This window comes from Streptomyces sp. SPB074 (genome assembly GCF_000154905.1).
Lineage (GTDB): Bacteria > Actinomycetota > Actinomycetes > Streptomycetales > Streptomycetaceae > Streptomyces.
In genome coordinates this window covers 427030-440833 of record NZ_GG770539.1, presented here as the reverse complement: position 1 = coordinate 440833, position 13804 = coordinate 427030, and the positions used below count along the sequence as shown (strand labels likewise).

The 13804-nt window shown below is 73.5% G+C and carries 12 protein-coding genes; 9 read left to right on the top strand and 3 right to left on the bottom strand.

All coding sequences use genetic code 11. The features are described from left to right. Positions 1 to 144 precede the first annotated feature (144 nt). Positions 145 to 1089, top strand: a complete 945-nt coding sequence (locus tag SSBG_RS01805; protein ID WP_008744529.1) for a D-2-hydroxyacid dehydrogenase family protein — start codon at positions 145 to 147, stop codon at positions 1087 to 1089. 58 nt (positions 1090 to 1147) lie between these two features. Here SSBG_RS01805 and SSBG_RS01800 read toward each other — a convergent pair whose 3' ends face one another. Further along, entirely contained in the window at positions 1148 to 1573 is a 426-nt protein-coding gene (locus SSBG_RS01800; RefSeq protein ID WP_008744528.1) for a GvpL/GvpF family gas vesicle protein, read from the bottom strand. 179 nt (positions 1574 to 1752) lie between these two features. Continuing rightward, on the bottom strand, positions 1753 to 2100 hold the full coding sequence (locus tag SSBG_RS01795) for a tetratricopeptide repeat protein (protein WP_008744527.1): 348 nt from the start codon (positions 2098 to 2100) through the stop codon (positions 1753 to 1755). Between the two features lie 201 nt (positions 2101 to 2301). Here SSBG_RS01795 and SSBG_RS01790 point away from each other — a divergent pair, with 201 nt between their 5' ends. After that, positions 2302 to 2892: a TetR/AcrR family transcriptional regulator gene (locus SSBG_RS01790; RefSeq protein ID WP_008744526.1), complete on the top strand. Its 591-nt coding sequence runs from the start codon at positions 2302 to 2304 to the stop codon at positions 2890 to 2892. A gap of 312 nt (positions 2893 to 3204) precedes the next feature. Continuing rightward, entirely contained in the window at positions 3205 to 4833 is a 1629-nt protein-coding gene (locus tag SSBG_RS01785; protein ID WP_008744525.1) for an ABC-F family ATP-binding cassette domain-containing protein, read from the top strand. A 41-nt stretch (positions 4834 to 4874) separates the two neighbouring features. Here the strand turns inward: SSBG_RS01785 and SSBG_RS01780 are convergent, their stop codons facing one another. Then, a complete protein-coding gene (locus tag SSBG_RS01780; protein ID WP_008744524.1) occupies positions 4875 to 6425 on the bottom strand; it encodes an aromatic amino acid ammonia-lyase in 1551 nt (516 codons plus the stop codon). 201 nt (positions 6426 to 6626) lie between these two features. Here SSBG_RS01780 and SSBG_RS01775 point away from each other — a divergent pair, with 201 nt between their 5' ends. The 6 genes from SSBG_RS01775 (at position 6627) to SSBG_RS01750 (ending at position 13804) form a co-directional block, all read left to right on the top strand. Continuing rightward, positions 6627 to 7958 (top strand): MFS transporter, encoded by a 1332-nt coding sequence (locus tag SSBG_RS01775; RefSeq protein ID WP_037868691.1) that lies wholly within the window; start codon positions 6627 to 6629, stop codon positions 7956 to 7958. Positions 7959 to 8270: 312 nt separating this feature from the next. Continuing rightward, positions 8271 to 9881 carry an ABC transporter substrate-binding protein gene (locus SSBG_RS01770; protein WP_008744522.1) on the top strand — a complete coding sequence of 537 codons (1611 nt, stop codon included), beginning with the start codon at positions 8271 to 8273 and terminating at the stop codon, positions 9879 to 9881. Further along, a complete protein-coding gene (locus tag SSBG_RS01765) occupies positions 9878 to 10852 on the top strand; it encodes an ABC transporter permease (RefSeq protein WP_008744521.1) in 975 nt (324 codons plus the stop codon). The genes SSBG_RS01770 and SSBG_RS01765 overlap by 4 nt, the downstream gene beginning before the upstream one ends. Beyond that, positions 10849 to 11757 (top strand): ABC transporter permease, encoded by a 909-nt coding sequence (locus SSBG_RS01760; protein WP_008744520.1) that lies wholly within the window; start codon positions 10849 to 10851, stop codon positions 11755 to 11757. Before SSBG_RS01765 ends, SSBG_RS01760 begins: the two co-directional genes overlap by 4 nt. Beyond that, positions 11754 to 12800, top strand: a complete 1047-nt coding sequence (locus tag SSBG_RS01755) for an ABC transporter ATP-binding protein (RefSeq protein ID WP_008744519.1) — start codon at positions 11754 to 11756, stop codon at positions 12798 to 12800. Before SSBG_RS01760 ends, SSBG_RS01755 begins: the two co-directional genes overlap by 4 nt. Further along, entirely contained in the window at positions 12797 to 13804 is a 1008-nt protein-coding gene (locus tag SSBG_RS01750; protein ID WP_008744518.1) for an ABC transporter ATP-binding protein, read from the top strand. The genes SSBG_RS01755 and SSBG_RS01750 overlap by 4 nt, the downstream gene beginning before the upstream one ends.

Sequence of the window (13804 nt, the reverse complement as noted above, 5' to 3'; positions counted from 1 at the left end):
CGGCGGACGGTGCGGACCGGGACCGGCGGACGGTGCGGACCGGGACCGGCGCGCGGTGCGGACCGGGACCGGCGCCCCGAGCGCGGGCTCCCCGGCCGTAGGGTGAACACGGCCACCGGCACCTATTCACGGAGGGACGTCCCCGTGCGCATCGCCGTCCTCGACGACTACCAGCACGTCGCCCACCGCTACGCGGACTGGCAGGCGCTCGGCGCCGACGTGGAGTTCCTGCACACGCACCTCGCGGAGACCGACGACGTCGTGGCCGCGCTGGCGGAGGCGGACGTCGTCGTCGCGATGCGCGAGCGGACGCCCTTCACGCGCGAGCGCCTCGCCCGGCTGCCGAAGCTGCGGCTGCTCGTCACGACCGGCATGGCCAACGCCTCGATCGACCTCGGGGCCGCCCGCGAGCGGGGAATCACCGTGTGCGGCACCGGGAGCCCGGTGTCGGCGACGCCCGAACTGACGTGGGGCCTGATCCTCGCGCTCGTGCGGCGGATTCCCGCCGAGTCCGCCGGGATGCGCGCGGGGGAGTGGCAGCACACGGTGGGCGGCGACCTGGACGGGCGCGTCCTCGGGGTCGTCGGGCTCGGTCGGCTCGGGGCGCGCGTCGCCGCGATCGGCCGTGCCTTCGGGATGCGCGTCCTCGCCTGGAGCGAGCACCTCGACCCGGAGCACGCCCGCTCCCTCGGCACCGAACCGGTCACCAAGCGGGAACTGTTCACCACCGCCGACGTCGTGACGGTCCACTACAAGCTCAGCCCGCGCTCGGCCGGTCTCGTCGGGGCCGAGGAACTGTCGTGGATGCGCCCCTCCGCGTACCTCGTCAACACCTCGCGCGGACCGCTGGTCGACACCCCCGCGCTGCTCGCGGCGCTCCACGAGGGCGCCATCGCGGGCGCCGGCCTCGACGTCTACGACACCGAACCCCTGCCCGCCGCCCACCCCCTGCGCACGGCGCCCCGCACGGTCCTCACCCCGCACCTCGGTTACGTCACCGAGGGCACGTACGAGGTCTTCTACCGCGAGGCGCTGGAGGCGGTGCGTGCCTGGGCGCGGGGCACACCGGTCCGCGTGCTGGAAGGCTGAGCGCCCGCCCGCGTGCGCGCGGGGCGTCCGCGCGTCCTTCGCGGCCGGGCGGCCGCCGTCAGGGCCGCTTGCGGGCGAGCGTGTCTCGTTCGACGCGGGCCGTCGCGCGGCCCGAACCCGTCACGCGGTGCAGCGCGGCGCCGAAGCGCTCCTCCTGCTCCTCCAGGGCCGCGCGGGCGCGGACGTCGTTGGCGTAGCAGGTGCCCACCGGGAGGGCCACGGTCGGCCCGGAGGTCCCGGCCGCGTGGACGAGTTCGCGGTGCAGCCTGCCGAGCGGTTCGAGCAGCTCGGGGGCGAGCAGCCGGCGCAGCGCGGCCGGGCCGCCCAGCGCGCGCAGCGGGACGTCCTGCACGACGGCGACGAGCGCGCCGAAGGGCAGCAGCCGCACCGCCGCGCCCTCGGGGTGTCCGGTCAGGTGCACGTCGCCGCCGCAGCGTCGGACCGCGAAGACGTAGGTGGCCGTGTCGGGAGCGGGGGCGCTCATGAAGTCCTCCTCGGCGAAAGGGCCGGTCGCGCGGAGAGTCGGCGCGCTTCCGCCTCACCACCCTGCCGAGCGCGCGGGGCGTCCGCCCGAGGTGATGGACCGAACGAGGGCCGGACACGCACCGTGACGATGCCTGTCCGGCCCCCGGGGACGCTCCGTGACCTGCCGGTCGCGCCCGGTCATCCCACCCGTTCGTCCCCGGTCATCGCGGCGGCGAGCCGCAGGTAGGGGGCCGCCTCGGCGTCCCTGCTCTGGCGTTCGAGTGTGCGCCCGAGCAGCAGGGTCGCGTACGCCTCGACGGGGTCGCGGTCGAGGATGGCCCGCAGCTCGGTCTCGGCGCGGCGCAACTGCGCGGAGTGGTAGTACGCGCGGGCCAGGAGCAGCCGCGCGGCGGTGTGCCCGGGGTCCTCCGCGAGGAGCCCGCGCAGGATGCGCGCCGCCGTCGTGTACTCCTTGGCCTCGAAGAACATCCCGGCCCTGCCCCAGCGGTCCGCGGGGGTGCCGAACTCGAAGTACGTGTCCTCCACCGGGTGCCTCCCGTTCCGCGGCGACGGTCCCTCCGTCGCACATCCCCCTAACGGAAAGCGGTGGTTGAACATTCCACCAAGCGAAGAAAAGGTGAACGACACCGTATCGTTTCTTTACTTTCCCTTGGTAGGCTCGCTCGCGATCCGGTCGGGAGCGCGGCCGGGAGTGCGACGGGGCACGGGAGGGGCACGGTGGTCGCGGTGGTGGGCGAGGGCGGGTCCGGCAGGCTCGGGCCCGGTCGCGCCGAGGAGTTGTACGCCGCCGTCGTGGACCTGCTGACCGAGCACGGGTACGGGGCGCTCACGATGGACGCGGTGGCCGCCCGCGTGCACATGAGCAAGGCCACCCTCTACCGGCAGTGGGGCGGCAAGGACGGGCTCGTGGCGAGCGCGCTCAAGCACTTCGTCACCCCCATCGCCACGGACATCCCCGACACCGGCAGTCTCCGCGGCGACCTCGACGCCTTCGTGGACAGCTTCGACGACGAGGAGACGGCCCGCCGGGCGAGCCTCGTGCGCGGCATCGGCCAGGCCGCGCAGGAGGACGCCGAGCTGGAGGCCGCCCTGCGCGAACTCATCGTCGAGCCCTGCCGGCGCTACTTCACGCCGATGCTGCGCCGCGCCCTGGCGCGCGGCGAACTCGCCCCGGAGAACACGGCGGTGGACTTCATCGTCCACATGGTCCTCGGCGGCGTCCTCGCCCCCGAACTGATGGAGGGCCGCATGGTGACGCAGGCGGGCCTGCGGCGGTACGTCCACGCGGTGGTGCTGCCCGCGCTCGGGGCGGCCTGACCAAGGCGCGGAGCGGCTTGATCAGGGCGCGGGCGGCTTGACCAGGTTCGGGGCGCCCGGAACAAACCGGAAGCGCCCCTCACCGCCCTCCTGTTACGGTGGACGCAGGACTTGTCTCCCGTAAGGAGCGGAACAGTGGTGGGTGACGACGACATCTCCGGGTGAGACCCGGCGTGTCAGGCCACCGGCAGGCGTACGAGGCGCCGCCGTCGTGGCCCCCTGAGCGTCCCCTCTTCCCACTCAGCGGTACGAGTGCGGGCCCGCCCCCGGCGCTGGCCCCCGTTCCGCGCGCACCCGTGAGGTCCGCCTTCCATGTCCGACGCCTGCGTCGTCAGCTCCGCCCTGTCCTTCTCCTGGCCCGACGAGACTCCCGTCTTCGACCGGCTCTCCTTCACCGTCCCCGGTGGCCGCACCGGGCTCGTCGCCCCCAACGGCCGTGGCAAGAGCACGCTGCTGCGCCTCATCACGGGCGAACTCGCGCCCACCTCCGGCTCCCTGACGGTCAACGGCACCCTCGGCCACCTGCCGCAGACCCTCCCGCTGCGCACCGGGCTCACCGTCGCCGAGGTCCTCCGCGTCGCCGGGGTGATCGCCGCGATCGACGCGGTGGAGCGCGGCGAGGTGGACGAAAAGCACTTCACCACCATCGGCGAGGACTGGGACATCGAGGAGCGCACCCGCGCCGAGCTGGACCGGCTCGGGCTCGGCGGGCTCGCCCTGGACCAGCGACTGGAGAGCCTCAGCGGCGGCCAGGTCGTCACGCTCGGCCTCGCGGCCCAGCTCCTCGCCCGTCCCGACGTCCTCCTCCTGGACGAACCCACCAACAACCTCGATCTCGACGCCCGCCACCGCCTCCACGCGGTGGTCGAGGACTGGCGCGGTTGCCTCCTCGTCGTCAGTCACGACCGCGCCCTGCTCGACCGCATGGACCGGATCGCCGAGCTGGAGCGGGGCGAACTGCACTTCTACGGGGGCGACTTCACCGCGTACGAGGAGGCGGTGGGCGCGGAGCGCGAGGTCGCGGAGAAGAACGTGCGGCACGCCGAGGCCGAACTCAAGCGCGAGAAGCGCGAGATGCAGCAGGCGCGCGAGCGCGCCGAGCGCCGCGCGGGCAACGCCGTGCGCAACGTCAAGAACGCCGGTCTGCCCAAGATCCTCGCGGGCGCCCGCCAGCGCAGGGCCCAGGAGTCGGCGGGCAGGGCGGGGAACACGCACGCCGACCGGGTCGGCGGGGCCCGGGCCAGGCTGGACGAGGCGGGACGCGCGGTACGCGACGACACCCGCCTCGTGCTCGACCTGCCCGGCACCGAGGCCCCCGCCGGGCGCACCCTCTTCGAGGCCAGGGGGCTGCGGTTGCGGGGACTGTTCGCGGGCGACGGCGTGGACCTGTCGGTGCGCGGCCCCGAGCGCATCGCGCTGACCGGGCCCAACGGGGCCGGCAAGTCGACCCTGTCGCGCCTCATCACGGGCGAACTCGCCCCGGAGGCGGGCGAACTGCGCCGCGCGGACGGCCGGGTCGCCTACCTCTCGCAGCGCCTCGACCTGCTCGACCCCGCCCTGAGCGTCGCGGAGAACCTGGCCGCCTTCGCGCCCGCCATGGCGGAGGCCGAGCGGATGAACCTGCTCGCGCGGTTCCTCTTCCGGGGCGAGGGGGCGCACCTGCGGGCCGGGAACCTCTCCGGCGGCGAGCTGCTGCGCGCGACGCTCGCGTGCGTGCTGAGCGCCGAACCGGCCCCGCACCTGCTCCTGCTGGACGAGCCGACGAACAACCTGGACCTCGTGAGCGTCGGCCAGCTGGAGAGCGCGCTGACCTCCTACCGGGGCGCCTTCCTCGTCATCAGCCATGACGAGCGCTTCCTGGCGGACATCGGCGTCACGCGGTATCTGCGGCTCGCGGAAGGGGAGTTGCGCGAGGTCGCGGCTCCGGGTCCGGGGGAGTGAGGGAGGCGGTGGCCGGTCCCGTACCGGCCACCGCGCCGCTCTCACCACTCGGCGAACTGCTCCACCAGGCCCTCCGCGAGTGCCACGTCGGCGGTGAGCGGGCGGTCCCCGAAGTCGGCCGGGAGCGTGTCGAGGGCGACCGCGAGCGCCCGTGCCGCGGGGGTGCCCGGCGCGGGCTCCCGTTCGCTCATCCGCAGCGCCCGCACCGCCGCGACGAGTTCGCAGCCGAGCACGTTCCGCAGCAGCTGCGGCATCCGCAGCGACTGCGCGGCGGAGAGCGAGGCGAAACCGGCCTGCTCCTCGACGCCCCGGGAGAGCACGACGTGGCCCAGGCTCGCCGGCTGGGCGAGGGCCTGCGTCTCGGCGACGGCCGAGGCCGCCGCGTACTCCAGGATCATGACGCCCGAGGACGCGGTCGCCGTGTCGCCGAGGAAGGGCCGCAGCCCCGTGAGGGCCGGCTCGCACAGCGCGGCGAGGCGCGCGGCGGAGGAGCGGGCGACGGGCAGCAGCGCGAGGCGGAAGGCGTCGAGGGCGAGGCCGAGCTGGCCCGCGTAGAAGTTGCCGTGGTGGTAGGCCGCCCCGTCGCCCGCGCTGATCAGCGGATTCTCCGCGGCGGCCGACAGCTCCACCGCGAGCACCGCGTCGAGCGTGTCGGCGGCGTCGTAGGCCGGGCCGAGCGTCTGGGGCAGGCAGCGGAAGGCGAAGGGGTCCTGGATACGGCCGGCGGGCGGGGCGGGCCGCGCGGGCAGCCCGAGCCAGTCGCGCATCCGCCGTGCGGCGAGGCGCTGCCCCCGGTAGGGGCGCGCCGCGGCGACGGGCGCGGCGAAGGGCTCCGCAGAGCCGTCCACGGCGAGGAGCGAGAGCGCGGCGATCCCGTTCGCCGCCCGCAGGAGCGTGCGCGACTCCTCCAGCGCGAGGCAGGCGCGGCCGACGGCGAGCGCGTTGGAGCTGATGAGGGCGAGCGCGTCGTTCGAGTCGAGCACGAGGGGGCCGGGCGGGGTGCCGCCCTCCCAGGCGCCCTCGCCGGTGAGCGCGAGGCCGAGCTGGGCGAGGGGGCCGAGATCGCCGGTGCCGACGCCGCCGAGGCTGTGCAGGACGGGCGTGGCCTCGCCGCGCAGCGCCTCGGTGAGCGCGACGACGACCCGCGGGTCGAGCCCGGCGCCCCCGGCCAGGAGCTGCTGCGCGCGCACGGTCAGCAGGGCGCGGGCCTCGCGGGCGGCGACGCGCGGGCCGATCGCGCCCGCGTGGCTGCGCAGCAGCCGCAGTCCGTGGTCCGCGTCCCGCACCTCGGCGGTGCGGTTGGCGCCCACCCCCGTGGAGCGCCCGTACACCCGGCCGGAGGCGGCCAGCTCGCGCGCCGCGTGCCAGGCGCGGCGGGCGGGGGCCAGCTCGGCCGGGGTGAGGGGCGCGGGCCGCGCCCCGTCCACGATGCGGACGACATCGGCGGCGCGCGGGGCGAACCCGTGCCCGGGGCCGCCCGGCCCGTTCCCCGGGACCGGGACGGCGTCCTCGCCGGGGAAGGGGGCAGAAGCGGTGGCGGCGGGCGCGAACGCGCCGCCCAGGAGGGACACGGAGGCGGGGTTTTCAGCCATGACACGCGGCTTTCGGGCACGGGGGAACGGTGTGACCAGAGCGGCTGCGGAGAATCCGCACCGGCTCGCCACCGACTCTGCACGAGGGAAGGGGCTCACATCAAGGGAGGTGGGAGAAGTTTCTGTCTATCCCTATTCAAGAAGCGTTGGCTCGAATACGGTCATTCGCATCCCCCAACGGCAGGCGAGGTGTCCCCTCCGATGACGAAGACGGCCGAACGCGCCACCACTCCCACCCCCCTCGCGCCCTCGCTGGACGAGGCGCCCCTGCGCCCCTTCCACCTGAGGGTGACGGCGACGACCTTCGGCGCCAACTTCTCCGACGGCTACGCGCTCGGCATGATCGGCGCCGTACTCGCGACGCTCACCGACGGCTGGCACCTCTCCGGTGTCTGGCAGGGCCTCCTCGGGGCCTCCGCGCTCATCGGCCTCTTCTTCGGCTCCCTCGTCCTCGGGCGGGTCGGCGACCTCGTCGGCCGCCAGCGGCTGTACGTGTGGAACTTCGTGCTCATCACGGCGGCCTCCGCCCTCCAGCTCTGGGCCGACGGCCCGGTCCTGCTCTTCGTGCTCCGCGTCCTCATCGGCTTCGGCCTCGGCGCCGACTACGCGGTGGGGCCGACGATGCTCTCCGAGTTCGTCCCCAGCCGGCTGCGCGGTGTCCTGCTCGGCGCGCTCACCGTGCTGTGGACGGTGGGCTACGTGGCGGCGGAGATCCTGGGGGCGGTCTGGGGCGGGGACGAGCACGCCGCGAAGATCCTCCTCGCCACCGGCGCGCTGCCCGCCCTCCTCGTCCTGCTGCTGCGCATCGGGACCCCCGAGTCCCCGGCCTGGCTGCTGAGCCAGGGCCGCGCCGACGAGGCCCGCGAGGTGGCCCGGCGCCACCTGCGCGCGGAGATCGGCCCGCAGGCCGAGGAGCCCCCCGTGCCGCAGGCCGCGTTCCGCGAGCTCTTCGCCAAGGGGCAGGCCGTCCGGACCTGGTTCGGCTTCGGCTTCTACAGCGCGCAGGTCCTGCCGTACTTCGCCATCTACACCTTCATGCCGGTCATCCTCGCGGCCATGAAGGTCTCCGACCCGGACCGGCAGAACATCATGCTCAGCCTCTTCCTGCTGCTCGGGGGCGTCGCCGGACTGTGGTTCGTGCAACGCTGCGGGCGCCGCCCGTTCACCATCGTGACCTTCGGCGTCATGACCGTCGCCCTCGTCCTCATGGGCGCGCTCAGCGACGCCCCGGCCTGGGCGCTCATGGCGCCCTTCCTCGTCTACACCTTCGTCATGGCCGGGGCCTCGAACATCACCCAGGTCTATCCGCCCGAGCTGTACCCGACGCACCTGCGCGCCACCGGCGTGGGCTTCCTCAACGGCTCCAGCCGCATCGCCTCCGCCGTCGGCACCTTCGTCCTGCCGGTGAGCCTGGAGCGCTTCGGGCTCAGCGTCTCCATGTACGGGCTCGCCGCCGTGCTCCTCGCGGGCCTGCTCCTGTCCCTGCGCTGGGCCCCCGAGACCAAGGGCTCGGTGACGGCCACCGCGCACTGAGCCCGCAGAGTTCACGCCAGTCACCACCACGCCCCGGTCCCGCGCCCCCTTCGGCGCGGGACCGGGGCGTGCTGCGTCCACATCGTGGATGGTCTTGCGGTCGGTATACCAAGTGCGTCACGCCTCCACGCGCACACGATGCGTGTCTTGCCCAGAGTTGACCATTTTGACCAGGCAAGAGCGCGCCGGGTTCCGCCGGTTAGGAAAAATTAGGGGCTTCGAATATCCAGGCTTTGGTATACCGTTTCGCCTCAACGCGGACCTGACCGGTCCGTGAACCGCCCCCTGCTGTCCTGAAAGAGGTTCGGTTCCGTGCGTCGTATACCGGCCACTCTCGCGGTGCTCGCGCTCGCGACGGTCACCACCGCCTGCGGCACGCTCTCCCCTCCCGGCGAGCAGTCCGCCGCCAAGGCCCGCCTCGTCGACGACCGCCCCGTCCGCGACGGCGGCACTCTCACCATCGGGCTCAAGTCCGACCCCGACATGCTCGACCCGAGCCTCACGTCCACGCTCGTCGCCCGCACCGTCTTCGCGTCGATGTGCGAACAGCTCTACGACGTCGACCAGCACAACAAGTTCGTCCCGCAGCTCGCGGACTCCCTGCCCGTGCTCACCGACGGCGGCAAGACCTTCACCTTCACCGTGCGGCGCGACGCGCGCTTCAGTGACGGCACCCCGCTCGACGCCGCCGCCGTCAAGACCTCGCTCGACCGCCACCTGCACCTCAAGGGCTCGGGCCGCGCCTCCGAGATCGACTCGGTCCGCGAGGTCACCACCCCGGGCAAGTACACGGTGCGGCTCCGCCTCAAGCACCCGGACACCCCGCTGCTGGGCCGCCTCGCCAACACCGCCGGGCTCATCATGTCGCCCACCGCGATCAAGAAGTACGGCAAGAAGTTCGCCACGCACCCCTCGTGCGTCGGCCCCTTCAAGTACCACAAGCGCGTCATCGGCGACCGCATCGAGCTCAAGAAGGACCCGCTCTACTACGACGCCGGCAAGGTCCATCTCGACGGCGTGACGTACAAGACCATCACGGACGGCAACATCCGGATGGCCAACATCCGCTCGGGCGACGTGCAGATCGGCGACCAGATGGGCCCGGTCGAGGTGCGCTCCTCGCTCGGCGAGAAGGGCGTCCAGCTCCTCAGCACGCCCTCGCTCGGCTACATGGCCATGACCCTCAACGTCGGCAACACGCACGGCGTCTCCGGCAAGCCCGGCACCGTGAACAGTCCCTTCGGGCGCGATGTGCGCGTCCGCGAGGCGCTCGACCTCTCGCTCGACCGCGACCTCATCAACAAGCTCGTCTTCCAGGGCATGTACGCGCCGGCCTGCGGGCCCGTCCCGCCGGGCACCCCGCTCAGCTCGCCCACGACCTGCCCGAAGCGGGACATCCCGAAGGCCAAGCGGCTCCTCAGGGCGGCCGGGGTCAAGACCCCCGTACCGCTGGAACTCATGATCAACACGACGCCCGAGGACAACCGCCTCGGCCAGGTCATCCAGGCCATGGCCAAGGACGCCGGCTTCGACATCCGGCTCCGTCCCACCGAGTTCGCCACCGGGCTCAGCCGCACCCTCGCCGGTGACTTCCAGTCCCGGACCGGCGGCTGGGGCGGCCAGCCCGACCCGGCGGGCAACATCGACAGCCTCGTCGGCACCGCCGGCAGCAACAACCAGGGCAAGCTCTCCGACCCGGAGATCGACCGCCTCATCGTCGCGGGCCGCTCCACCACCGACACCGCGAAGCGGCGCGAGATCTACCGCGAGCTGACCGTCGCCATCAACAAGCAGCACAGCGTGCTCTACCTCTACCGCAACATCAACTACGTCTCGGCCTCGACGGACGTCAGCGGTATCAAGCTCTCCGGTGACGGCCTCATCAAGGCCGAGGAAGCCGGCTACGTGAAGGGAAGCCGGTGAACCGCCTCCGCACCCTGCTCACCTCGTACCTCGCCCGCAGGCTCGGCATGTCGCTCGTGACGATGGTCCTCGTCTCGATCGCCGTCTTCCTCGGCGTGCGCGCGATGCCCGGGGACACCGCCCAGGCTTTGGCGGGCGAGCAGACCTCGCCCGAGGTCCTCGCCTCCATCCGCCAGGAGTACGGCCTCGACGACAACATCGCCGTGCAGTACTGGCGGTACCTCTCGCACGCCGTCACGGGCGACCTCGGCACCTCGGCCCGCACCGGGCTCCCCGTGCTCGACTCGATCCGCGAGGCGCTGCCCATCACCCTCGAACTCGCCGCGCTCGCCCTGCTCCTGGCCGTCGTCGTCGGCATCGGCGCCGGGGTCCTCGCCGCCGTCCGCAAGGGCAAGCCCTCCGAATGGCTCGCCAACGGCATCGCGCTGCTCGGCATGTCCGTGCCCTCCTTCTGGCTCGGCATCATCCTCGTCCTCGCCTTCGCCATCGCCACGCCCGTCTTCGCCGCCTCCGGCTTCGTGCCCTTCGGCACCGACCCGCTGGAGAACCTGCGCCGGCTCGTCCTCCCGGCGATCGTCCTCGGCTCCGGGCTCGCCGCCGTCGTCATGCGCCAGACCCGCGCCGCGATGCTCGACTCGCTCTCGGCCGACTACACCCGCACCGCCCGCGCCAAGGGACTCACCCGGCGCCAGGTGATCGGCGGGCACGCGCTGCGCAACTCGCTCGTCACCGTAGTCACCGTCCTCGGCCTGCAACTCGGGCAGCTCATCTCCGGGGCCGTCGTCACCGAACAGGTCTTCGTCCTGCCCGGCTTCGGCAAGCTCACCATCGACGCGGTCTTCACCCGCGACTACGCCATGGTCCAGGGCGTCGTGCTCTTCACCTCGGCCGCCTACATCCTCGTCAACCTGCTCGTCGACTTCCTCTACTCCGTCGTCGACCCCCGTATCCGGCTCGGAGGCGCCCGATGACCACCGTTCCCACCACGGTGCGGGACGTGCCCGCCCCGGCCACGGCACCGAGCGCCCCGCGCCCCGGGCGCCTGCGCTCCGGCTGGAACCGGCTGCGCCGCGACCGGCTCGCCCTCACCGGCGCCGTCCTCGCCGCGCTCTTCGTCCTCCTCGCCCTCCTCAGCCACGTCATCGCCCCCTACGACCCGGCGCGGCCCGACTTCGGCCAGGCCCTCGCCGAGCCGAGCTGGGCCCACTGGCTCGGCACCGACGACCTCGGCCGCGACCAGCTCTCCCGCGTCCTCGTCGGCGTCACCGCCTCCATGCAGGTCGGCGTCCTCGCCGTCGCGCTCGCCTTCGTCGTCGCCGTACCGCTCGGCCTGATCGCCGGCTATTACGGGCGCGTCGCCGACTCCGTCGTCTCGCGGCTCACCGACACGCTGCTCGCCTTCCCCTTCCTCGTCCTCGCCGTCGGCCTCGCCGCGATCCTCGGCCCCTCGCTCAAGAACGCGACGATCGCCATCGGCATCTCGCAGATCCCGGCGATCATCCGCATCACCCGCGCCGAGACCCTGCGCCTCAAGAGCGCCGACTACGTCCAGGCCGCGATCGCCAACGGCGGCACCGACCGTGTCGTCCTCTTCCGGCACATCCTGCCCAACGCCTCCTCGGCGCTCATCGTCCAGGCCACCGTCGGCATCCCCTCCGCGATCATCGGCGAAGCGGTGCTCAGCTTCCTCGGCCTCGGCGTGCAGCCGCCGTCCCCCTCGCTCGGCGTGATGCTCTCCTCGGCCCAGCCGTTCATCGCGCAGGCCCCCTGGATGGCCGTCTTCCCCGGCCTCGTCATCGTCCTCGCCACACTCGCCTTCAACCTCCTCGGCGACGGAGTGCGCGACATCCTCGACCCCCGTGGAGGCTCCCGGTGACCCCAGCGACCACCGCCCGCGTGCCCGCCCCGTCCGGCGAGGCCGTGCTCAGCGTCCGCGACCTCTCCGTCTCCTTCCGGGGTCACGACCGCACCGTGCACGCCGTGGACGGCCTCTCCTACGACGTCGCCCCCGGCGAGGTCCTGGCCGTCGTCGGCGAGTCGGGCTGCGGCAAGTCCGTCACCTCGATGGCCGTCATGGGCCTGCTCCCCTCCACCGCGCACGTCACCGGATCGGTCCGGCTCGCGGGCCAGGAGCTCGTCGGGCTCTCCGAGAAGCGCCTCGCCCGGCTGCGCGGCCAGGAGATGGCGATGATCTTCCAGGAGCCCATGACCTCGCTCAACCCCGTCCTCACCGTCGGCCGCCAGATCGGCGAGGTGCTCCGCAAGCACCAGGGCCTCGGCCGCCGCGAGGCCCGCGAGCGCGCCATCGAACTCCTCACCCTCGTCGGCATCCCCGCCCCCGCCAAGCGCGTGGACGAGTACCCGCACCAGCTCTCCGGCGGGATGCGCCAGCGCGTCATGATCGCCGTCGCGGTCGCCTGCGACCCCGCCGTCCTCATCGCCGACGAACCCACCACGGCGCTCGACGTCACGGTGCAGGCCGGCATCCTCGACGTCCTGCGCAACCTGCGCGAACGCCTCGGCACCGCCATCGTGCTCATCACCCACGATCTCGGCGTCGTCGCCGACACCGCCGACCGCGTCCTCGTCATGTACGCCGGACGCGCCGTCGAGCAGGCGGAGGTCGCCGAGCTGTACGGGCGCCCCGCCCACCCCTACACGCGCGGGCTGCTCGGCGCCGTACTGCGCCCCGGGCTGCGCGGCGCGGACGGCAGGGCACGGCTCAACGAGATCCCCGGCATGGTCCCGGGGCTCGACGTGCAGCCCGACGCCTGCACCTTCGCCCCCCGCTGCGCCCTCGCGGACGACACCTGCGCGGGCGCGCGGCCCGCCCTGCGCCTCATCGAGGGCGCCCACCGGCTCGCCTGCCACCACCCGGCCCAGGCCGGTCCCCAGATCCCCGAGGGAGCCGCCCGATGACCACCACCGAGCCCGTACTCGAAGTCCGCGACCTCCAGCGGCACTTCACCGCCGCCAAGGGCACCGTCCGAGCCGTGGACGGCGTCTCGCTGACCATCGGCCCGGGCGAGGTCGTCGGCCTCGTCGGCGAGTCGGGGAGCGGCAAGTCCACCGTCGGACGCTGCGTCGTCCGGCTCGACCAGCCGACCGGCGGCACCGTCCGGATCAACGGCACCGACGTGACGACGCTCTCGCGGCGGGCCCTGCGCCCGCTGCGCAAGGACTTCCACCTCGTCTTCCAGGACCCCTCCTCCTCGCTCGACCCGCGCATGAGCGTGCGGCAGATCATCGCGGAGCCGCTGCGCCTGCACCGCCTCGCGGACCGCAAGGGCGCGGCCGAGAAGGCCGACGCGCTCCTCGCGCAGGTCGGGCTGCGGCCCGAACTGGGGGACCGGAGCCCGCACGAGCTCTCCGGCGGGCAGCGCCAGCGCGTCTCCATCGCCCGCGCGCTCTCCGTCGACCCGAGCCTCCTCGTCGCGGACGAGCCGACCTCGGCGCTCGACGTCTCCGTGCAGGCCGCCGTGCTCAACCTGCTCGCCGACCTCCAGCGCGAGCGCGGTTTCGGCTGCCTCTTCATCACGCACGACCTCGCCGCCGTCGAGTACCTCGCCGACCGCATCGCGGTCATGTACCTCGGCCGGATCGTCGAACAGGCCCCGGCCGCCGAGCTGTTCGCCGCGCCCAAGCACCCCTACACCCAGGCCCTGCTCTCGGCGGCGCCCGTCCCCGACCCCGAGGAGCAGCGCACCCGCGAGCGGATCGTGCTCGCCGGCGACCTGCCGAGCCCGCTCGACCCGCCCCCGGGCTGCCACTTCCACACCCGCTGCCCGCTCGCCACCGAGCGCTGCCGCACCGAGACCCCGGCCCTGCGCACCCTGCCGGGCACGAGCCGCGAGGTCGCCTGCCACCTCGTCGCCGAGGACGGCACGGCGCCCGACGCGACCCGCGTCGCCGCGCCCGCCTGA